Annotated in this window: 21 protein-coding genes; 7 read left to right on the top strand and 14 right to left on the bottom strand. The window is 69.0% G+C overall.

Annotation, left to right across the window (positions count from 1 at the left end):
* The first annotated feature begins 42 nt into the window (after nucleotides 1-42).
* From ACTIEW_RS07130 to ACTIEW_RS07120, 3 genes are read left to right on the top strand one after another with little or no spacing between them, the layout of a single operon-like run.
* Nucleotides 43-1,254 (top strand): M16 family metallopeptidase, encoded by a 1,212-nt coding sequence (locus ACTIEW_RS07130; protein ID WP_439477209.1) that lies wholly within the window; start codon nucleotides 43-45, stop codon nucleotides 1,252-1,254.
* A 24-nt stretch (nucleotides 1,255-1,278) separates the two neighbouring features.
* On the top strand, nucleotides 1,279-1,869 hold the full coding sequence (locus ACTIEW_RS07125; protein WP_439477294.1) for a GNAT family N-acetyltransferase: 591 nt from the start codon (nucleotides 1,279-1,281) through the stop codon (nucleotides 1,867-1,869).
* On the top strand, nucleotides 1,844-3,568 hold the full coding sequence (locus tag ACTIEW_RS07120; protein WP_439477208.1) for a putative bifunctional diguanylate cyclase/phosphodiesterase: 1,725 nt from the start codon (nucleotides 1,844-1,846) through the stop codon (nucleotides 3,566-3,568). The genes ACTIEW_RS07125 and ACTIEW_RS07120 overlap by 26 nt, the downstream gene beginning before the upstream one ends.
* Here ACTIEW_RS07120 and ACTIEW_RS07115 read toward each other — a convergent pair.
* Nucleotides 3,565-4,134, bottom strand: a complete 570-nt coding sequence (locus ACTIEW_RS07115) for a YqgE/AlgH family protein (RefSeq protein ID WP_439477207.1) — start codon at nucleotides 4,132-4,134, stop codon at nucleotides 3,565-3,567. The genes ACTIEW_RS07120 and ACTIEW_RS07115 overlap by 4 nt on opposite strands.
* A 127-nt stretch (nucleotides 4,135-4,261) precedes the next feature.
* Here ACTIEW_RS07115 and ACTIEW_RS07110 point away from each other — a divergent pair, with 127 nt between their 5' ends.
* Nucleotides 4,262-4,747: a peroxiredoxin gene (locus ACTIEW_RS07110; RefSeq protein ID WP_439477206.1), complete on the top strand. Its 486-nt coding sequence runs from the start codon at nucleotides 4,262-4,264 to the stop codon at nucleotides 4,745-4,747.
* A gap of 140 nt (nucleotides 4,748-4,887) precedes the next feature.
* On the top strand, nucleotides 4,888-5,346 hold the full coding sequence (locus tag ACTIEW_RS07105; protein WP_439477205.1) for a very short patch repair endonuclease: 459 nt from the start codon (nucleotides 4,888-4,890) through the stop codon (nucleotides 5,344-5,346).
* Here the strand turns inward: ACTIEW_RS07105 and ACTIEW_RS07100 are convergent.
* From ACTIEW_RS07100 to ACTIEW_RS07080, 5 genes are all read right to left on the bottom strand, one after another.
* Nucleotides 5,304-7,325, bottom strand: a complete 2,022-nt coding sequence (locus ACTIEW_RS07100) for an ATP-binding protein (protein ID WP_439477204.1) — start codon at nucleotides 7,323-7,325, stop codon at nucleotides 5,304-5,306. The genes ACTIEW_RS07105 and ACTIEW_RS07100 overlap by 43 nt on opposite strands.
* Nucleotides 7,326-7,390: 65 nt before the next feature.
* A complete protein-coding gene (locus tag ACTIEW_RS07095) occupies nucleotides 7,391-8,428 on the bottom strand; it encodes a quinone-dependent dihydroorotate dehydrogenase (RefSeq protein ID WP_439477203.1) in 1,038 nt (345 codons plus the stop codon).
* Nucleotides 8,419-8,775, bottom strand: a complete 357-nt coding sequence (locus tag ACTIEW_RS07090; protein WP_439477202.1) for a DUF952 domain-containing protein — start codon at nucleotides 8,773-8,775, stop codon at nucleotides 8,419-8,421. The genes ACTIEW_RS07095 and ACTIEW_RS07090 overlap by 10 nt, the downstream gene beginning before the upstream one ends.
* The gene (locus ACTIEW_RS07085; protein ID WP_439477201.1) at nucleotides 8,772-9,275 is read right to left on the bottom strand and encodes a SixA phosphatase family protein; all 504 of its coding nucleotides are present in this window, start codon (nucleotides 9,273-9,275) and stop codon (nucleotides 8,772-8,774) included. Before ACTIEW_RS07085 ends, ACTIEW_RS07090 begins: the two co-directional genes overlap by 4 nt.
* Before the next feature lie 10 nt (nucleotides 9,276-9,285).
* Nucleotides 9,286-10,059 carry a methyltransferase domain-containing protein gene (locus ACTIEW_RS07080; protein ID WP_439477200.1) on the bottom strand — a complete coding sequence of 258 codons (774 nt, stop codon included), beginning with the start codon at nucleotides 10,057-10,059 and terminating at the stop codon, nucleotides 9,286-9,288.
* Between the two features lie 45 nt (nucleotides 10,060-10,104).
* On the opposite strand from ACTIEW_RS07080, the gene gloB reads away from it, so the two are divergent.
* Entirely contained in the window at nucleotides 10,105-10,827 is a 723-nt protein-coding gene (gene gloB / locus ACTIEW_RS07075; protein ID WP_439477199.1) for a hydroxyacylglutathione hydrolase, read from the top strand.
* On the opposite strand, the gene ACTIEW_RS07070 is transcribed toward gloB, so the two are convergent.
* From ACTIEW_RS07070 to ACTIEW_RS07040, 7 genes are all read right to left on the bottom strand, one after another.
* Entirely contained in the window at nucleotides 10,824-11,594 is a 771-nt protein-coding gene (locus tag ACTIEW_RS07070) for a DUF4908 domain-containing protein (protein ID WP_439477198.1), read from the bottom strand. The genes gloB and ACTIEW_RS07070 overlap by 4 nt on opposite strands.
* A 100-nt stretch (nucleotides 11,595-11,694) precedes the next feature.
* A complete protein-coding gene (phbB, locus tag ACTIEW_RS07065) occupies nucleotides 11,695-12,420 on the bottom strand; it encodes an acetoacetyl-CoA reductase (protein ID WP_304881666.1) in 726 nt (241 codons plus the stop codon).
* Between the two features lie 155 nt (nucleotides 12,421-12,575).
* A complete protein-coding gene (locus ACTIEW_RS07060; protein ID WP_439477197.1) occupies nucleotides 12,576-13,634 on the bottom strand; it encodes an NAD(P)-dependent alcohol dehydrogenase in 1,059 nt (352 codons plus the stop codon).
* Between the two features lie 60 nt (nucleotides 13,635-13,694).
* Nucleotides 13,695-14,066, bottom strand: a complete 372-nt coding sequence (locus ACTIEW_RS07055) for a GFA family protein (RefSeq protein ID WP_439477196.1) — start codon at nucleotides 14,064-14,066, stop codon at nucleotides 13,695-13,697.
* On the bottom strand, nucleotides 14,063-14,815 hold the full coding sequence (locus ACTIEW_RS07050) for a DUF72 domain-containing protein (protein WP_439477195.1): 753 nt from the start codon (nucleotides 14,813-14,815) through the stop codon (nucleotides 14,063-14,065). Before ACTIEW_RS07050 ends, ACTIEW_RS07055 begins: the two co-directional genes overlap by 4 nt.
* Nucleotides 14,816-14,832: 17 nt before the next feature.
* Nucleotides 14,833-15,342 carry a hypothetical protein gene (locus ACTIEW_RS07045; protein WP_439477194.1) on the bottom strand — a complete coding sequence of 170 codons (510 nt, stop codon included), beginning with the start codon at nucleotides 15,340-15,342 and terminating at the stop codon, nucleotides 14,833-14,835.
* 65 nt (nucleotides 15,343-15,407) lie between these two features.
* On the bottom strand, nucleotides 15,408-15,980 hold the full coding sequence (locus ACTIEW_RS07040; protein WP_439477193.1) for a TetR/AcrR family transcriptional regulator: 573 nt from the start codon (nucleotides 15,978-15,980) through the stop codon (nucleotides 15,408-15,410).
* A 108-nt stretch (nucleotides 15,981-16,088) separates the two neighbouring features.
* Between ACTIEW_RS07040 and ACTIEW_RS07035 the strand changes: the two genes are divergently transcribed.
* Nucleotides 16,089-16,394, top strand: coding sequence for a CC_3452 family protein (locus tag ACTIEW_RS07035; protein WP_439477192.1), 306 nt, complete (start codon nucleotides 16,089-16,091; stop codon nucleotides 16,392-16,394).
* Between the two features lie 10 nt (nucleotides 16,395-16,404).
* Here ACTIEW_RS07035 and ACTIEW_RS07030 read toward each other — a convergent pair whose 3' ends face one another.
* A complete protein-coding gene (locus ACTIEW_RS07030) occupies nucleotides 16,405-16,974 on the bottom strand; it encodes a hypothetical protein (protein WP_439477191.1) in 570 nt (189 codons plus the stop codon).
* Between the last annotated feature and the right edge of the window lie 108 nt (nucleotides 16,975-17,082).

The following is a 17,082-nucleotide window of genomic DNA, read 5'->3' as shown; positions in this document are numbered from 1 at the left end:
CTCCATACCCTGTCCAATGGCGTCCGCGTCGTCTGTGATCCCATGCCCGGTCTGCGCACCCTGGCCCTGACCGTCGCCGTGCGCGGCGGGGCGAAATGGGAGACAGAGGCGACGTCCGGCTGGTCCCACTGTCTCGAACATCTGGTGTTCAAGGGCGCTGGCGGCATGGGCGCGCGCGAGATCGTCGAACGGATCGAGGCCGAGGGCGGCTCGCTGAACGCCGCCACGGGCTATGAGCGCACCAGTTTCGAGGTCCGGGCCCTGCACGGTTCCCTGCCGCTGGCCATGCAGGTGGTGTCGGACCTGGTCTTTCGCCCCACGCTCGATCCCGCCGAGATCGAGCGCGAGAAGGATGTGGTGGCCCAGGAGATCGCCGAGGCCTTCGACACCCCTGATGACCACGTCTTCGAAATGGCCCAGACCCGCGCCTTCGAGGGCCAGCCGCTGGGGCGGCCGATCCTGGGTTCGGTGAAAAGCCTCAAGCCGATCACCCGCGCCTCCATCGGCGACTGGCGCGCGCGCCTGTACTCCCCCGACCGGATGGTCGTGGCCGTCTCCGGCGCGGTGGACGAGACCGAGCTTCTGGCCCTGGCCGAGCGCTGGTTCGGCGGCGAGGGCTCCACCCCGGCCGAAGCGCCAGCCTCCCCCCGCTTCACCGGCGGCGATGCGGCCCTGACGCGCCGGATCGAACAGGCCAATATCGTCTTCCAGCTGCCGGCGCCCTCGGCGGCGGACCCGGCCTATGCGGCGGCGCGGCTGATGACGGAAATCCTCGGCGGCGGCATGGCCTCGCGCCTGTTCCAGAGCGCCCGCGAGGAGCGCGGCCTCGCCTACGCCATCGACGCCTATCACGAGCCCTATGAGGATGCCGGGGTGCTGGGGATTTTCGCCGGGGCCGCCGCCGACCGGGCCGTCGAACTGGCCCGGGTGTGCGCCGCCGAGCTGAAGGCGCTGGCCGAAGCCGGTCCGACCGCCGCCGAAATGTCCCGCGCCAAGGCGGTGCTCAACGCCGGACTGTGGATGTCGGACGAAAGTCCCGCCGCCCGCGCCGGTCGCGCCGCGGCCCAGGTGCTGATCTTCGGTGCGCTGATCCCTTCGCAGACCATGTCGGAACGCACCCTGGCCCAGACGGCCGAGACCGTGCGCGCGGCGGCGGCGATGTCGTTGAGCGCCGGAAAGGCTGCGACGGCTGTGCTGGGACCCAGGGTCGCCGCCCCAGCGGGCGCGGCGTTCCACGAGGCCCTTTTCGGCTGATCTTCCGGCCGCTATCGTTTGCACATGGCCCTGCTGGACTGGATCAACGAGGCGACCGGGCCGGTGGTGAAGGGCCAGGGCGTGACCCTGCGTCCGCCCCGCGCATCCGACCATGAGGCCTGGGCCGCCCTGCGGCAGGCGTCGCACGCCTACCTACAGCCGTGGGAGCCGATCTGGCCCGAGGACGACCTGACCCGCGCGGCCTTCAAGCGCCGTCTGTCGATCTACGGGCGCGAGATGGACGCGGGCAACGCCTGGCCCTTCTTCATCTTCGCTGATTCGGATCAGTCGCTCGTGGGAGCCATCACCCTGTCCAACGTCCGTCGCGGCGTGGCCGAAACCGGGACGCTGGGCTACTGGATCGGTCAGGGATTCGCCGGGCGGGGCCTGGGCACGGCCGCCGTGCGGGCCATGATCGCCTATGCGTTTGACGATCTGAACCTGCACCGGGTCGAGGCGGCCTGTGTGCCGGACAACACGGCGTCGCGGCGCGTGCTGGAAAAGACCGGCTTTCAGCTTGAGGGACAGGCCCGGGCTTATCTCAAAATTAACGGCGCTTGGGCAGATCATCTCCTGTTCGGCGTCGTCAATGACGGAGCTGGGCGCGGCGGCTGATTTCGGCCGTCCTGTCGGGACCCTTCAGGCGTTGAACACTCGCTCCAGAAGTCTGGCCTGGGACGCGACGACAGCCATTGAGGCGCTGGCCGCCGCGGACACCGCCCTGTGGATCTGGACGCCGTCCGACGACCAGATGCGCTTCACCGGCGCGACCCGGGCGCTGGGCCTCGGCCCGCTGGCGCCGGAGTGTTCGGGCGCCGCCTTCACCGCTGTGGCCATTCCGCAGGATCGTGCGCTGGCCGAGAAGATTCTCAAGCCGCAGGCCGAGGGGACCGAGGTCGCCGTCCGCCTGCGCATGCGTGATTCCGAGACCTGTATCTGGCGCGGCGTCTGGCTGGAGGACGGTCTGCGCGCCGCCGGCGTGGCCGCCCTGGAGGCCAAGTTCGCCGCCTCGCACCGCGATCACCTGACCGGCCTGCTGGATCGGCGCACCTTCCTGGTCCGCGCCGGCGAGCAGCTGACCCAGCCCGGGGACTATGAGCTGGTGGTCGCCGACGTGGATCGCCTCCGCCGTCTGAACGAGGCTTTGGGACATGAGCGCACCGACCTCGTGCTGTCGGCGCTGGGGTCGCGCCTGAACGCGGCTTTCGCCCACGACGCCAACGCCGCCCGCATCGGCGAGGACGAATTCGCCGTCCTGGCCCCGCGTGGCTCGGGCATGGTCGCCGAACGGGTGCGCGAGGCGCTGGAACAACCGCTGCGGGTCGCCGGGTTCGACATCTATCCGACCGTCTCGATCGGCTCGGCCCAGGCCGAGGGCGGGCCGGACGCGCCCGATCCCGCCGAAATGCTGAGGCGGGTCGAACTGGCGGTCGAACAGGCCAAGACTGCGGGGCGCGGCGGCGTCGCCGCCTATGGCCGGGCGCTGGAAAGCGACAGCCTGTCCCGTCTGGCGCTGGAGGCCGACCTGCGCAACGCCTTCGTGCGCGGCGAGATCGAGCCGTTCTACCAGCCGATCGTCAATCTGCTGACCGGGGCCGTGGCCGGGTTCGAGGCCCTGGCGCGCTGGCGCCACCCCAAGCGCGGCCTCGTGCCGCCGGACGAATTCCTCGGACTGGCCGACGAGATGGGCCTGATGAACGACCTGGGCCTCCTGATGATGACCCAGGCCTCGCGCCAGCTCGCCGAATGGCTGGTGCGGCATCCGTCGGCGGGCAAGCTGTTCTGTAGCGTCAACCTGTCGGTCGGCGAGATCGAGCGGCCCAATCTGGTCGAGGACGTGACCCGCATCATCGCCGACGCCGGCCTGCCCAAGGGCGCGCTGAAGCTGGAGGTCACCGAGGGCGACATCATGCGCGACACCTCGCGCGCCGCCGAGACCCTGACCCGGCTGCGCAAGGCGGGCGCCTCGCTGGCGCTGGACGATTTCGGCACCGGCTTCAGCTCCCTGACCTGGCTGGCCAAACTGCCGTTCGATACGCTGAAGATCGACCGCTATTTCGTTCTGACCATGGACAAGGACGAGGGCTCGGCCAAGATCGTCAAATCCGTCGTCAACCTGGGCCGCGACCTGTCGCTGGAAGTCGTCGCCGAAGGCGTCGAGAACGCCGGCCTGGCCAAACTCCTGCTCGAGGCCCAGTGCCACTACGGCCAGGGCTTCGGCTACGCCCAGGCCCTGCCGGCCCAGGAGGCCGAGGTCTATCTGAACGAGTCGCTCGCCGACGGCACGGCGCCGATCAAGGCGCGTTCGGCCTAGGCCCGCCCGCTCTGTCCTGACAGCTGCGCCGGGTCGACGCCCAGCCCCGCGAGGGCCTTGGCCCATTTGCCGTCGTAGTCGGCGTCGAAGATCAGTTCCGGATCGGCGTCGGCGGTCAGCCAGACGTTCTCGCCGAGCTCATCCTCCAGCTGACCCTCGCCCCAGCCGGCGTAGCCCAGCAGCAGCACGGAACGATTGGGCCCCGCCGCCGGGTCCACCATGGCCAGCAGAGCCTCGCGCGTGCCCGTCATGGCCAGACCCTCGGTGAAGGCCACGGAGGCGTCGTCGATTAGCCAGTCGTCGGTGTGCAGCACGAAGCCGCGCTCCCGTTCCACCGGCCCGCCGATCAGCACCTGCCGCCCGGCGGCGTCGTCCGGGGCGTCGGGCGCCAGTTTGGTAAGCACCTTCTTGAGGTTCACCCCCGGCGCGGGCCGGTCCAGCCGCAAGCCCATGGCGTGGTCCGGCCGGTGGGCGCAGATCAGGATCACGGCGTGTTCGAACCGGCTGTCGCTGATGCCCGGCATGGCCACCAGCAGCCGCCCGACCAGGGATTGGAAATCGTCCATGATCCTATCATCGGGACGCCGGCCCGCGGACGCAAGGCGGCGTATGGACACGATGCGGTTGGCGTCCTGCGCCGCAACCCCTATCTGGTCGGAGACGTTGCGTCCTCACACACTCCCGGAGCCTGCCATGACCGTCCAGATCGGCGACCGCATCCCCTCGTCCAACCTGACCCGCGCCACCGACGACGGCCCCAGGCCGGTCACCACTGACGACATTTTCGCCGGCAAGACCGTAGCCCTGTTCGCCGTGCCGGGCGCCTTCACCCCGACCTGTTCGGCCCGCCACCTGCCGGGTTTCAAGGACCTTCGCGGCGAGATGACCGCCAAGGGCGTCGACACCATCGCCTGCGTCTCGGTCAATGACGCCTTCGTCATGGGCGCCTGGGCCGACAGCCAGGGCATCGGCAAGGATGAGATCGTGATGTTGGGCGACGGCAACGGCGACTTCACCCGTCAGCTGGGCCTGTCCATGGACGCCAAGGGCTTCGGCATGGGCGAACGCTCCCAGCGCTACTCCATGATCGTCAAGGACGGCGTGGTCAGCCAGCTGAATATCGAACAGCCCGGCGAATTCCGGGTTTCCTCGGCCGAGCATCTGCTGGCGCAGCTCTAGAGGACCCACCTTTCCCCGCTTATCCCGGCGAATGCCGGGACCCAGATAACAGGCCAGGTTCGACGGGACTGCCCCGCGGAGCCACTGGGTCAGGGACCGGGATTTCCATCTGGGTCCCGGCATTCGCCGGGATGAGCGGTATGAGAGAGATCACCACCGACGTCTTCACCCCGGAGCAGCGCAGCGCGGTCATGCGCGCCGTGAAGGGCCGCGACACCACGCCTGAACTCGCCGTGCGCCGCATTCTGCGCGCGGCGGGGATCGGTTACAGGCTGGGGGGCTGCGGCCTGCCCGGCCGGCCCGATCTGGTGATGCAGGGGCGGCGCGTCGTGGTCTTCGTGCACGGCTGCTTCTGGCACGGGCACGCCTGCCCCCGAGGCGCGCGAAAGCCCAAGGCCAACGCCGACTACTGGTCCGCCAAGATCGGGCGAAACCGCGCGCGCGACCTCGCGATGCTCACGGCGCTGGACAGCGCCGGCTGGCGGGTGGTCACGGTCTGGGAGTGTGAGATGAAGGCCGCCGGCTTCGCCGATCGTCTGGTCGCTGCGGTCCGCGATCAGGCGGCGGCGGTCTCGATCCCGGCCTCTTCTTCCGACTGAGCCAGGGCCATCACATGGGTGATGGCGCCCAGCAGCATCGGCGGCGTGATCGGCTTGGGCACGAAATAGGTCATGCCGGCGTCGGTGCAGGCGGCGATGTCGTCCGGCGAGGTGTCGGCCGTGACGGCGATGATCGGCACGCCGGCGTTGGGACCGTCCCCCGCCCGGATGCGGCGGGTGGTCTCGCGACCGTCCAGCTCGGGCATCCGCACATCCATGAAGATGAGGTCGAACGCGGTGTGCTCGCAGATCTTCAGCGCGGCCATGCCGTCGGCGGCGGTGGCGATGTCGCAGCCCAGCGGCTGCAGGATCAGCTGGATGGCGCGGCGGTTGATGTCGTGGTCGTCCACCACCAGCACCCGCATCGGTCGGCCCTCGTCCTCCTCGCCGTCCTCCATGACGGGGTCCGGTTGGGCCTCGGCCGCAACGGCGATCCCGACCGGCTCGGGCGTCGAGGCCAGGGTTTCGGGAGCCGGGGTTTCGGGGGCCGGAGCTGCGACGGGCCGGGGAGCCGCGGCCAGCGATTGCGCAGCGGTGGCAGGCGTGGAGGGGGTGGTCGGACGGCCGGACAGGGCGCGCGCGACGGCGTCCCGGCTTTCCTGATCCAGCACAGTGGGGGCGGCCTCGACCATCTCGCCTGGCTGCAACCGCAGGGCCAGGGTGAACTGGGCGCCAGCGCCCGGACGGCTGCGGACGGTCAGTCTACCGTCCATAAGCTCGGCCAGCTGGCGGCTGATGGCCAGACCCAGACCGGTGCCGCCATGGAGGGCGCTCACGCCGTCGACGGTCTGGTCGAAGGGGGTGAACAGGCGCGCCATCTGGTCGGCCGTCAGGCCGGGACCCGTGTCCGCGACCTCGATCAACACCGCGTGGCCGCCCGGCTCCTCGCTCCAGGCGTTGAGACGCAGGGTGATCGACCCTGTCTCGGTGAATTTCATCGCGTTGGAGATCAGGTTGTTCAGCACCTGACGGACCCGCATCGGATCGCCCCGCACGGCGGCCGGGATGGACGCGGCGCCCTCGACCCGCAGCTTCAGCCCCTTGACCCGGGCCGGACCGCGCCAGAGCCGCGTGGTCTGGTTCAGCAGGTCACGCAGATTGAAGTCGACCTGGTCGACCGTCATGTGGCCGGCGTCCAGCTTGGCGTGGTCCAACAGGTCGTCGAGCATGGCTTTCATCATGAAGCCGGCGTCGGTGATCAGCTGGGCCTGCGAGCGGCCAGCGGCGTCACTCGCGCCGCGCTCCAGCTCCGCGGCGCCGGTCAGGATGGCGCTGATCGGCGTGCGCAGGTCGTGGCCGATCGCGGCGAGAAAGGCGCTGCGGCCCGCCATGATGCGCTCGGCTTCGGCGCGCTTTTCCTCGGCCTCGACACGGGCGGCGCTCTCGGACAGGCGCGCCTCGTTCATCCGCTGCCAGGTCGACAGGCAGTAGGTGATGAAGACGCCGACGGCGATGGCCGCGGCCGTGACGAAACCGGGCGTGGCCCCGTGAATGGCCATGAACACCGGCGTCGCCGCCAGATACAGAAATTGGACCGAGGCCGTCATCAACATGACCGAGGTCGAACGCGGGGCGTTGATCACTGAATAGATGGCGCCGGCCGACAGCAGCATGACGGCGCAGATGCCGCCGAACGGTCCGCCGATGAGCCATAGCGGCACCGACAGGCTGCCGAAATAGGCGGCGTTCAGGATCAGCATGAGCCAGCCGCCGACCCGGCGCACGCCGCGCAGCCGCTCGGCCTTGCCGCTGAGGATCGGGGCGAAGACCCACAGGTCCAGCAGCTGGACGACGAAATAGCCGACGACCCAGGCGAAACTCAGCGACCCGCCAAGAAGCGGGCTGAAAATCAGGGCGCTGGCCGCGGCCATGCCAAGCCGTTGCAGCAGCGCCTTGCGCCGCTGACGGATCGCGCCGGCCCAGTCCCCGGGATCAGAGACGGACGCGGCGGCAGGCATGTCGGCTGTGGCTATCGCCATGCGGGTCCCCGGAGTGAGCGTTTTCGCCCGTCCCGTGATCATGGCCTGCTTGCCCTAACGCTCCGTCAACGGGCGGTCGAAACAGCCTCGGCGACTGTGGAAAACCCGTCGGAGCGCAGGCGCGCGGCGAGGTCGCGCTTGATCCGCCCGATCAGGCCCGGACCCTCATAGATCAGGGCGGAATACAGCTGGACGGCGGACGCGCCGGCCCGGATGCGGGCATAGGCCTCGGCCCCGCTGTCGATCCCGCCGGCCGCGATCAGGGGCAGGCGGCCGGCTGCGGCCTCCGCGGCGGCGCGCAGGGCGGCCCCGGCCCGCGCCTTCAGCGGTGCGCCGGACAGCCCTCCAGCCTCGGCCCGGTGGTTCGAACGCAGGCTGTCGGGACGGTCCAGGGTGGTGTTGGACACGATCAGGGCATCGATCCCGTGATCCAGACTGGCCTCGACGATCAGCGCGATCTCGGCCGACGTCAGGTCCGGCGCGATCTTGAGGAAGACCGGGGTCGGGTCGTCCCCGCGAGCCTCGGCCAGCCGGCCCAGCAGATCGTCCAGCGCCGCCCGGCCCTGCAGGGCTCGCAGCCCCGGCGTATTGGGTGAGGAGACATTGACCGTCACATAGTCGGCCAGACCCTTCAGCCGGATCAGCCCGGCGACATAGTCCGCGGCCTTGTCTTCGGTGTCCTTGTTGGCTCCCAGATTGGCGCCCACGACGGCGTTGCGAGGTCGATCAGCCAGCCGGGCGGCGAAGGCCTCCAGACCGGCGTTGTTGAACCCCATCCGGTTGATGATCGCGCGGTCCTCGCTCAGGCGGAACAGGCGCGGTTTCGGATTGCCGGGCTGGGCCAGCGGCGTGACCGAGCCGCATTCCACAAAGCCGAAGCCCAGCCGAGACAGGCCGTGCAGGGCTTCCCCGTTCTTGTCCAGTCCGGCGGCCAGACCGACCGGATTGGGCAGGGCCAGGCCGGCTACGCTGGTCGCGAGGACAGGGTCGTCGGCCCGCGCCGGCGGCAAGGGCGCCAGCTGCAACGCCCGGATCGCCAGCCCATGGGCGGTTTCGGGTTCAAGCGCACGCAGCAGGGCGGCCCCGATGTCGGTCACGGCCATCCGACGGTTCCGTCTTCAAATCGCATGACGCCCTGGGCATCGACCGACAGGCGGCGTTCGTCCGACGCCAGGTCTGTCGTCAGGGGTCCATAGAAATGCGGAAAAAGGTCGCCGCCGCGCGACGGCTCCCATTTCAAGGCATCGCCTGTTCGTCGGAGATCGACCGCCACCAGCACGAGGTCGCTCCGCCCGGCGTAGTGGCGGCGCGCGGTCTCCGCCAGTTGCGCGCCGCTCGACAGATGAATGTAGCCGTCCTTCAGATCGAGCGCCGACCCGGCGTAGGACGCCTTGGCCAGCGCCGCCTTCCACTCGGCCAGATCGACCAGCTTGTATGCGAAATCGCTCATTCGCCGCCCAGATCACGCGGCTGGATGAAGCCTTCGAAGGTGCAGCGTCCGGCCACGTCGACGGTGAAGATCGCTGCCGCTCCCGGCGGAAAGCCGCCGCTCATCCGGTCCAGAATGGCGGGCGACGCGGCCCCCTCGACCAGATATTCCACCGCCAGCAGATGGACCCCCGGATTGTGGGCCACGACCATCAGACAGCCGGCCTCGTCCTCTCCCGCTTCCACGAACCGGCGCAGGGTTTCGGAACCGCCGTTGTACAGGGGCTCGTCCTCGCGCACCTGCACGTCGCCGAAGGCGTCATGCAGCAGATCCCAGGTCTGGCGCGTGCGGGCGGCCGGCGACACCAGCGCCAGATCGGGGCGCATGCCGCGTCCCGCCAGCACCCGGCCCATGGCGGCGGCGTCCCTGCGGCCACGGGCCGACAACACGCGGTCGCGGTCCCGACCGGAACCGGCCGCCCGTTCCGCCTCGGCGTGACGCATCAGGATCAGTCGTTGCATGGGCAGGGCTTTAAGGGCGTTCGCCGCTTCCCGCCAGATCATCACCGGGCAGATCGCGCGATGATCGCGACGCCGGCTGGGGCTGCATCGCGGGCGTGAGCACCGGCGCCGTGGCCACCGCCCCGCCCGGCCGGATACGGGCATAGGCCTGCCGCGTCGCCTCCAGCAGGATGACGCCCGCCGCGCCCGGCATGATCCGCTTGCCTACCTGTTCGAAACCGTCAGCCAACGGCAGCAGCGGTCCCCACGGCGGCACATACAGGGTCTGGGACCAGGCCGTGGGCTCCAGACCCGCGCCGCGCACCAGCCGCTCCAGCTGGCGGCGGGTGAAAGGCCGTCCGTGACCGAAGGGCGTGGCCTCGGCCCGCGCCCACATCCCGCCCCGGGCCGCCGCGACCAGGATGATCCGCCCGGCCGGAGACAGGGCGCGCACGGCCTCATTCATCAGCCCCTGGGCGTCGTCCGCCTCTTCCAGGGCATGTATCAGCAGGATGCGGTCGAACGAACCGGCGGCGAAGGGCAGGCGGCGGTCATCGACCAGCAGGCTCCGGTTTTTTCCGACCAGGGGCCACGGCTCGACGCCCTGACCGCCCGGCATGGCCGCGACCACGCGCCGGGCCCCGACGAAGGCCTCCAGCCACGGGGTGGCGTAGCCGATGCCCAGGACGTCGCTGTTGGCCGCCTCGCCCCAGGCGTCCTCCAGCCGACGCGCCAGCAGCCGACGCGCGAGGGCGCCGGTAGGCTCGCCGTAGAAGGTCCGGAGTTCCTCGATACTTCGCCGCATGGCGTCACCATAGGCCGCGCCGGGGGCGGCTGCTAGAATGCGCGCATGACCCTCGACGTGCGCCTGTTTCCCTGCCTCAACGACAACTACGGCTTTCTGGTTCGGGACCGGGACACAGGGACGGTGGCTGCCATCGACACGCCCGACGCGGCCGCAATTCTGGTCGATCTGGAGCTCAGCGGCTGGGGTCGGCTCGACCTGATCCTCAACACCCACTGGCACCCCGACCACACCCAGGGCAACGCCCGGCTGAAGGCCGAAACCGGCTGCGAGATCGTCGGACCCGAAGAGGTGCGCAAGGCCGCGCCGATCGACCGGATCGTGGCGGGTGGCGACACGGTCATGCTGGGCGCGACGGCGCTGGAGGTGACCGATGCGCCCGGCCACACCCTCGGCCACATCGTCTATCGCTCGCCCGCGGACGCCCAGGCCTTTGTCGGCGATGTGCTGTTCACCCTCGGCTGCGGACGGTTGTTCGAGGGTACGCCGGCGCAGATGTGGAACAGCCTGCAGACCTTGGCCACTTGGCCGGAGGAGACCGTCATCTGGTGCGCGCACGAATACACCGCCGCCAACGCCCGCTTCGCCCTCAGCGTCGATGATCGGCCGGAAATGGCGGCGCGAGCAGAGGAGATTTTCGCGACGCGTGAGCGGGGCGAAGCCACAGTTCCGACGACCATCGGTGCGGAAAAGGCGTTCAATCCCTTCCTGCGGGCGGGTGACGCCGAAACCTTCGCGGTCGTGCGGGCGGCCAAGGACGTTTTCTAGCGCCGGATCGGAGCCGGCGGGGCCAGGAAGGCCTGAATCACGCGGGCCGACGACGGGCGGCCGGCTACGCCCTGCACCGGAGCCACCACGATGCGCAGGTCGCCGCGTGCATAGGTGACCGAGGCGCGCTCGCCCTCGACGATGGTGATGCTGCGCAGCCGATCCAGCGAAGACCGGGCCGTCGGGGAGCGGGCTATCCGGAGGACCGCGTCGGTTGACAGGATCAGGGCCTCGACAGAGAGGCTTTCGGCCTGCTCGCCCGTAACGAGATTGATCTCGATCAGCCGGCCCATCGTCTGGCTCAACATATGGCTGCGTCGAGCCATCAGTTGGAACAGCTGGGTCGGACCCAGGGTCGGCGGAGTGAGGCTCTGGCCGGGGCCGGCGAAGGATGCGGGCGAGCCGCCGGGCGCCCGGGCCGTATAGACGGTCATGCCGCCGCCGGGGGTCACCCGCAGCAGCTGGTCGCCGGCGTCATTGCGATAGATCACGTCGCCGCGGGGAGCGGCCGTGGGTCGCAGCACCCAGGTCTCATCTCGCCGGTCGAAACGCAACAGAGGCCGCTGGCCGGACCGGTCGAGAATGAAGGCCTCGCCGGACTCCGCGACATAGCGGCCGGTCGGCGGCACGGCGCGCGCGGCGGCTGCCGCATTGCGGTAGCGCAGGGCCTGGCTCTGCTCGGCCTGGGCGTTGCCCTGGTCCTGGGCCTGGGCCTGGGAGGCCATGGGCAGAGACGACAGGGCCGCCGCCGCGAGGGCGATCGCCATCGCAGCCGGAAGCGGCGTTCGCGCCGTTCTGACCCTTGCCGTCAACTCCATGGTGAGCAGTGGTGCTATCGACACGCGGCGGATTTTGGGCAGGACCGGCTCAGCCGACCAGATACTGACCGCCGTTCAGGGACAGGGTGCAGCCTGTGACATATCCGGCACGTTCACCGGCCAGCCACGACACCATATCGGCGATTTCCTCGCCTTTTCCGAGCCTTCCGACCGGAATCTGGGAGATGATCCCGGCCAGGACCTTCTCGTCCATCGCGCCGACCATTTCGGTGTCGATATAGCCCGGTGCGATGCAGTTCACGGTCACGCCCTTGCGCGCGTTCTCCAGCGCCAGCGCCTTGGTGAAGCCGATCATCCCGGCCTTGGCCGCCGAATAGTTGGTCTGCCCAATCTGGCCCTTCTGGCCGTTGATCGAGCTGATGTTAACGATGCGGCCGAAGCCGCGGTCGCGCATGCCGTTGATCACCTGCCGCGTCATGTTGAACACGCTGTCCATGTTCACCCGGATCACGTCGGACCACTGCTCCGAGTTCATCTTGTGGAAGAAGCCGTCGCGGGTGATGCCGGCGTTGTTGACCAGAATGTCGATGGGGCCGAGCTGGTCCTCGATCTCCTTCACTGCGCGCGCGCAGTCGTCGAACGAGCCGACATTGCCCTTGACGATCGAGACGCCCAGTTCCTTCGCCGTGGCCTCGGCCGCCTCGACATTGCCGGAATAGCCGGCGGCGACGAGCATGCCGTCTTCCTTCAGCCGCTGAACGATCGCCTTGCCGATGCCGCGGGTGCCACCCGTGACCAGAGCCACTCGAGCCATGTGTGTTTCCTTGTCCCTGCTGGTGGCCCGCTCTGTCGGAGGGCCTTCATCAGCAGGTGTAGCGGCGAGAGGGGCGAGGGTCGAGGGGCGAGGGTCGAAGCAAGAGGCCAGCCGCTCCCGGACCGTTTTCTTCCCTCGCCCCTCGCCCCGCGCCCCTAAATCCGCGCCATGTCCAGCACGAACCGGTATCGCACGTCGGACTTCTCCAGTCGGGCGTAGGCCTCGTTGATCTGGTCGGGGGCGATCACCTCGATGTCGCAGGCGAGGCCGTGCTCGGCGCAGAAGTCCAGCATCTCCTGGGTCTCGCGGATGCCGCCTATCAGCGATCCGGCCACCGCCCGCCGCCGCCACAACAGACCCATCGCATAGACCGGCAGGCCCTCGGTGGTCAGGCCCAGCATGACCATGGTGCCGTCCTTGGCCAGCAACTGGACATGGCTGGCGATCTCGTGCGTGGCCGAGACGGTGTTGATGATCAGGTCGAAGCTCTCGCCCGCGGCCTTCATCGCCGCCTTGTCGGAGTTGATGAGGAAATGCTTCGCCCCCATCCGTTCGGCGTCCGCCTTCTTGCGGTCCGAGGTCGACAGCACCGTCACTTCCGCTCCCATGGCCGCCGCCTGTTTGACCGCCATATGGCCCAACCCGCCCAGACCGATCACCGCCACCTTCGATCCCGGCCCGACCTTCCAGTGCCGCAACGGCGAATAGGTGGTGATGCCGGCGCACAGCAGCGGCGCGGCGGCGTCCAGCGGAATGCTGTCGGGGATGGTCACGACATAGTTCTGGTCGACCACGATGGCGGTGGCGTAGCCGCCCTGGGTGATCTTCTGGCCGACGGCGGCGCCCTTGGGATCGGGCGAGCCATAGGTCTGGACCATGCCGGGCACGCAGTACTGCTCCTCGCCTTCCAGACAGGGTTTGCACTGGCGGCAGCTGTCGACCATGCAGCCGACGCCGACCCGGTCGCCGACCTTGAAGCGGCTGACGTCGGCGCCGACCGCCGTCACCACGCCGGCGATCTCGTGACCCGGCACGATCGGATAGGTCGTATTGCCCAGGTCATTCTTCACGATATGCAGGTCGGAGTGGCAGACGCCCGCGAACTTGATCTCGATGGCCACATCGTCCGGCCCCGGATCGCGCCGGTCGAAACTGTAGGGCGACAGGGGAGCGTTGCTGGACGTGGCGGCGAAGGCGCGGGTGGCGATGGGCATGGAGGGTCCTCGAGGCTTGGCTTCAGGGGCAGGTGCTTACACGGGGTGCAATCCGCAAGGTCAAAAGTCGTTGCGGCCGTCGACATGGCGCACCGGCACGGCGGCCAGGTCGAGGTCATCGAACAGCCGGGCGTTCACAACGACGCGCGCGGGCCGGGCTTCACCCTCATCCGTCGTCCAGGCGGGTGCCTCGTCGAAGACGCTGCACCCGCAGACCGCGCAGTGGTGAAAGGTCATCATCCGGTCGCCCCACTGGTAGTTGGCGAGATCGTCGGGCGAGAGGTTGAGCTCGACCTGCTCCGGCGCATAATAGGCTGCCAGCGCCCCGCGCTTCGAACAGATCGAGCAGTTGCACTGCGTCACCGTCTCGGGCGCGGGCGCGGAGAACCGCTGGACCCCGCAATGGCAGCTGCCGTGCAGCCGCGCCGTCACTGGCCCAGCTTCGCGATCAGCGCCTGCGCCGCCGCCGGATTGCGCACCTTCGCCCCGGCGATGAAATAGGCAAAGACGTCGCCGGTCTTCGCCCAGTTGCGGGCCTGTTTGACGATCCCGTCCAGCTCGGCCGGGGACATGCCCGTCGGCTCGTCCTCGCGGCTCGACATCAGCCGGGCGTATTTGAAGTCGGCAGTGGGCTGGTCGATCCGCGGCCACTCCGGCGCTTCCTCGTCGATCGCATAGACGATGGCCGCCCCGTATTTCGCCGCCAGATCGTAGAACTGCTGGGTGTCGAACGTCGGGTTCCGCACCTCCAGCGCATGGCGCAGCCGCACCCCGTCCTTCTCCTTCGGCAACAGCTTCAGAAAGCCCTCGAAATCGACCGGGTCGAACTTCTTGGTGGCCATGAACTGCCAGTTGATCGGCCCCAGCTTGTCGCCCAGCGCCGTCAGCCCCTGATCGAGGAACCGCCCGACGCTTTCGCCGCCCTCTGACAGGATTTTCCGGTTGGTGCAGAACCGGCTGGCCTTGACCGCGAAGACGAAGTCGTCGGGCGTCTCGTCGCGCCACTTCATCCAGGTCTCGGGCTTGAAGCCGGAATAGTAGGTGCCGTTGATCTCGATCGAGGTCAGCTTGGCGGAGGCGTACTCCAGCTCCTTCTTCTGGCTCAGCTTGTCCGGATAAAAGATCCCGCGCCACGGCTCATAGGTCCAGCCGCCGATGCCGACGCGAATGGTTCCGGTCATGTCAGGCTCCGCTCGGGTCAGAATCTCAGGGACGCAACATAGCCGGGATCGGCCAGCCGGGAATTGATGAACTCGGCCTGTCTCTCGCGCGGCACAGCATAGGCGACGAAGGGCGCGAGCGCGGCCAGGATCTCGGGCGGCGCGTCCATGGCCTCGGGCATCTCGCATTCGGCCATGGCGAAATAGCAGGCCCCCGCCGCGTCCAGCAGCAGGTCGATGTCCCACCGTAGACCGTGTCCGTCGGTCTCGGTCCGCCGCAGCTTGTGGATGCGCCGCGTCGTCAGGGGCCACAGGTCGTCGAAGTCGCGCGGCTCCGCCATCGCCGTCTCGATCTCGATCAGCCGACCGGCGGCCGTGATCTTGTAGGTGAAGCTGTCCTGCGCGACGCCGCTCCGGACCTGACGCCTGATGCGGGCGTCGCCGGGCAGGTATCCCTGCCGGATCTCGCTCCACGCCGACCGGTCCCACAGCGCCAGCAACGCCGCCGAGTCGGACAGGACGTATTTGCGCTCGTTCTCGGTCGGCATGGCGCGCTTCTAGCCCGGCGCCGGGCTCACAGGAAACGCGCGTCTGGCGGACTTCGGCTGTCGTCTCAAACCCCGAGCAGCATCCGGTACGCCGCCGTCGCCCGGGCCCGGGCCGCCTCGTCGTCCAGCAGCCGTTTCGAATGGCCATAGGCCAGCAATATGCCCTTCCACTGGAACACCAGCGTTTCCAGCGTCGCATCGTCGGCCTCGGGCCGCAGGACGCGGAACTCGCGCTTCAGCGTCCGGCCCCAGCGCACCCGGTTGTCCTTCAGCTTGTCGCGCAAGGGCCCCGGCTGGTCGTCCAGTTCGGTCGCGGCGGAAGTCAGCGGACAGCCTCCCGGCAGGTTTTCGCTGTCGTTCCAGGCCAGTTCGCGCTCGAACAGCTTCTCCAGCCGCTCGCGGCCGGGTGCGAACGGCTCCGCCGGCCGCCAGACCTCGGTCACGAACCGGTCCGTCATGGCGTCCAACAGGGCCAGTTGCAGCGCCTCCATCGACTGGAAATGCTTCAGCACCCCGCTCTTGGACAGGTTCATCCCGGTCGCGAGATCGCCCAGGCTGACGCCGGTCATGCCGCGCACGCTGACCTGACGCATCGCCTCGTCCAGAATCCGCGCCCGCGTGTCCTCGCCCTTGCCCAACGAAATTACCTCTTGACCCAAAGTAACCGACCGTGCACTTATCGGTGACCGACCGGTTACTTTTATCCTCAGCCGGACGGTTTGGAAAGTCCCTTTGGAGGAAGCACCATGCTTCTCATGACCCTGATCTCGACGGCGGCCCTGCTCTCCGCCCAACCCGCTCCCGTCGCTCTCGGCGCCGCCGCTGTCCTGGCCGCGCCCGGCGAGGCCCGCAGCGAACTCTTCGACGGCCGCAACTGGACCTGCGGTCCCGACGGCGTCTGCGCCGCCCGCGGCCCCGGCATTTCCCAGCCCCTGGGCCGCGAGTGCCGCCGCTTCGTCGCCCGCTTCGGCATGGTCACCCGCTACGAGCGCGACGGCGCGGCCCTGACCGAGGCGCAGCTGGCCCAGTGCAACACGGCGGCGACGCGGTAGGGGCCGCTCGTCAGTCCGTGGTGAAGCGGATCGACCGCACGGCCGTCTCGGCGGCGTCCAGGCCGTTGCCGAAACCGCTCGACGAGATCACCACGGACTGCGCCCCGTCGCTGACGACAGCCCACAAACATTCACCGGCGGCGGCGTGGAAGCCGGTCTCGGGGTCGCTGATCCCGCAGGCGACCAAGGCGCGCAGGCCGGATTTGCCGTTCACCTCAAACGCCTCGACCGCGACGGGCTCGAACCGGCCGTAGGTGGTCATCAACCGCCCCCCGGCGTTGCGCACGAAGCCCGCCTCTTCAGCCGCGACGGTCTCAAGCGGACCGGCGTGAACCTGGACAGTGAGCAGATCGCGCATGAATTCTTCGGCGGCCGGGTCAGACAAGATCATGCAGCGCGGCCCCATCTCTTCATCGCAGGGACGCATCTGCAGACCGGCGGCCTTGTCGAAAGCGACGCCCAGAGCCGCGGGCGGTTGGGGCGCCGCCTGATGTGCTTCAGGCCCGGCGACCGCGGCGGGCTCCTGGCATCCGGCAAGCCCCAGTGCGGCCACGACCGCGACAACGCTAAACCCGTTCATGATCAGCCTCCCGCCTGCTGCGGCCAAACCTGTGCCCGTTGGAGCCAGTGATCAAGGCCTGACACGCGCAGTCCCGGCCCGAGGCTCAACGGACGCAGCATGGTGTGG

It is taken from the genome of Brevundimonas sp. (assembly GCF_051860745.1).
GTDB lineage: Bacteria > Pseudomonadota > Alphaproteobacteria > Caulobacterales > Caulobacteraceae > Brevundimonas.
The sequence above is the reverse complement of the archived record's forward strand: the minus strand, read 5'-3'. Positions and strand labels throughout refer to the sequence as shown.

What these genes read in the sequence shown, in the direction of transcription:
- ACTIEW_RS07035 (WP_439477192.1), top strand. Translation starts at nt 16,089, where the DNA reads ATGCTTCTCATGACCCTGATCTCGACGGCGGCCCTGCTCTCCGCCCAA.
- ACTIEW_RS07095 (WP_439477203.1), bottom strand. Translation starts at nt 8,428, where the DNA reads ATGGCCGTGACCGACATCGGGGCCGCCCTGCTGCGTGCGCTTGAACCC.
- phbB (WP_304881666.1), bottom strand. Translation starts at nt 12,420, where the DNA reads ATGGCTCGAGTGGCTCTGGTCACGGGTGGCACCCGCGGCATCGGCAAG.
- ACTIEW_RS07050 (WP_439477195.1), bottom strand. Translation starts at nt 14,815, where the DNA reads ATGACCGGAACCATTCGCGTCGGCATCGGCGGCTGGACCTATGAGCCG.
- ACTIEW_RS07125 (WP_439477294.1), top strand. Translation starts at nt 1,279, where the DNA reads ATGGCCCTGCTGGACTGGATCAACGAGGCGACCGGGCCGGTGGTGAAG.
- ACTIEW_RS07120 (WP_439477208.1), top strand. Translation starts at nt 1,844, where the DNA reads ATGACGGAGCTGGGCGCGGCGGCTGATTTCGGCCGTCCTGTCGGGACC.
- gloB (WP_439477199.1), top strand. Translation starts at nt 10,105, where the DNA reads ATGACCCTCGACGTGCGCCTGTTTCCCTGCCTCAACGACAACTACGGC.
- ACTIEW_RS07070 (WP_439477198.1), bottom strand. Translation starts at nt 11,594, where the DNA reads ATGGCGATCGCCCTCGCGGCGGCGGCCCTGTCGTCTCTGCCCATGGCC.
- ACTIEW_RS07090 (WP_439477202.1), bottom strand. Translation starts at nt 8,775, where the DNA reads ATGAGCGATTTCGCATACAAGCTGGTCGATCTGGCCGAGTGGAAGGCG.
- ACTIEW_RS07105 (WP_439477205.1), top strand. Translation starts at nt 4,888, where the DNA reads ATGAGAGAGATCACCACCGACGTCTTCACCCCGGAGCAGCGCAGCGCG.
- ACTIEW_RS07100 (WP_439477204.1), bottom strand. Translation starts at nt 7,325, where the DNA reads ATGGCGATAGCCACAGCCGACATGCCTGCCGCCGCGTCCGTCTCTGAT.
- ACTIEW_RS07110 (WP_439477206.1), top strand. Translation starts at nt 4,262, where the DNA reads ATGACCGTCCAGATCGGCGACCGCATCCCCTCGTCCAACCTGACCCGC.
- ACTIEW_RS07080 (WP_439477200.1), bottom strand. Translation starts at nt 10,059, where the DNA reads ATGCGGCGAAGTATCGAGGAACTCCGGACCTTCTACGGCGAGCCTACC.
- ACTIEW_RS07115 (WP_439477207.1), bottom strand. Translation starts at nt 4,134, where the DNA reads ATGGACGATTTCCAATCCCTGGTCGGGCGGCTGCTGGTGGCCATGCCG.
- ACTIEW_RS07085 (WP_439477201.1), bottom strand. Translation starts at nt 9,275, where the DNA reads ATGCAACGACTGATCCTGATGCGTCACGCCGAGGCGGAACGGGCGGCC.
- ACTIEW_RS07045 (WP_439477194.1), bottom strand. Translation starts at nt 15,342, where the DNA reads ATGCCGACCGAGAACGAGCGCAAATACGTCCTGTCCGACTCGGCGGCG.
- ACTIEW_RS07030 (WP_439477191.1), bottom strand. Translation starts at nt 16,974, where the DNA reads ATGAACGGGTTTAGCGTTGTCGCGGTCGTGGCCGCACTGGGGCTTGCC.
- ACTIEW_RS07060 (WP_439477197.1), bottom strand. Translation starts at nt 13,634, where the DNA reads ATGCCCATCGCCACCCGCGCCTTCGCCGCCACGTCCAGCAACGCTCCC.
- ACTIEW_RS07130 (WP_439477209.1), top strand. Translation starts at nt 43, where the DNA reads ATGCCCGGTCTGCGCACCCTGGCCCTGACCGTCGCCGTGCGCGGCGGG.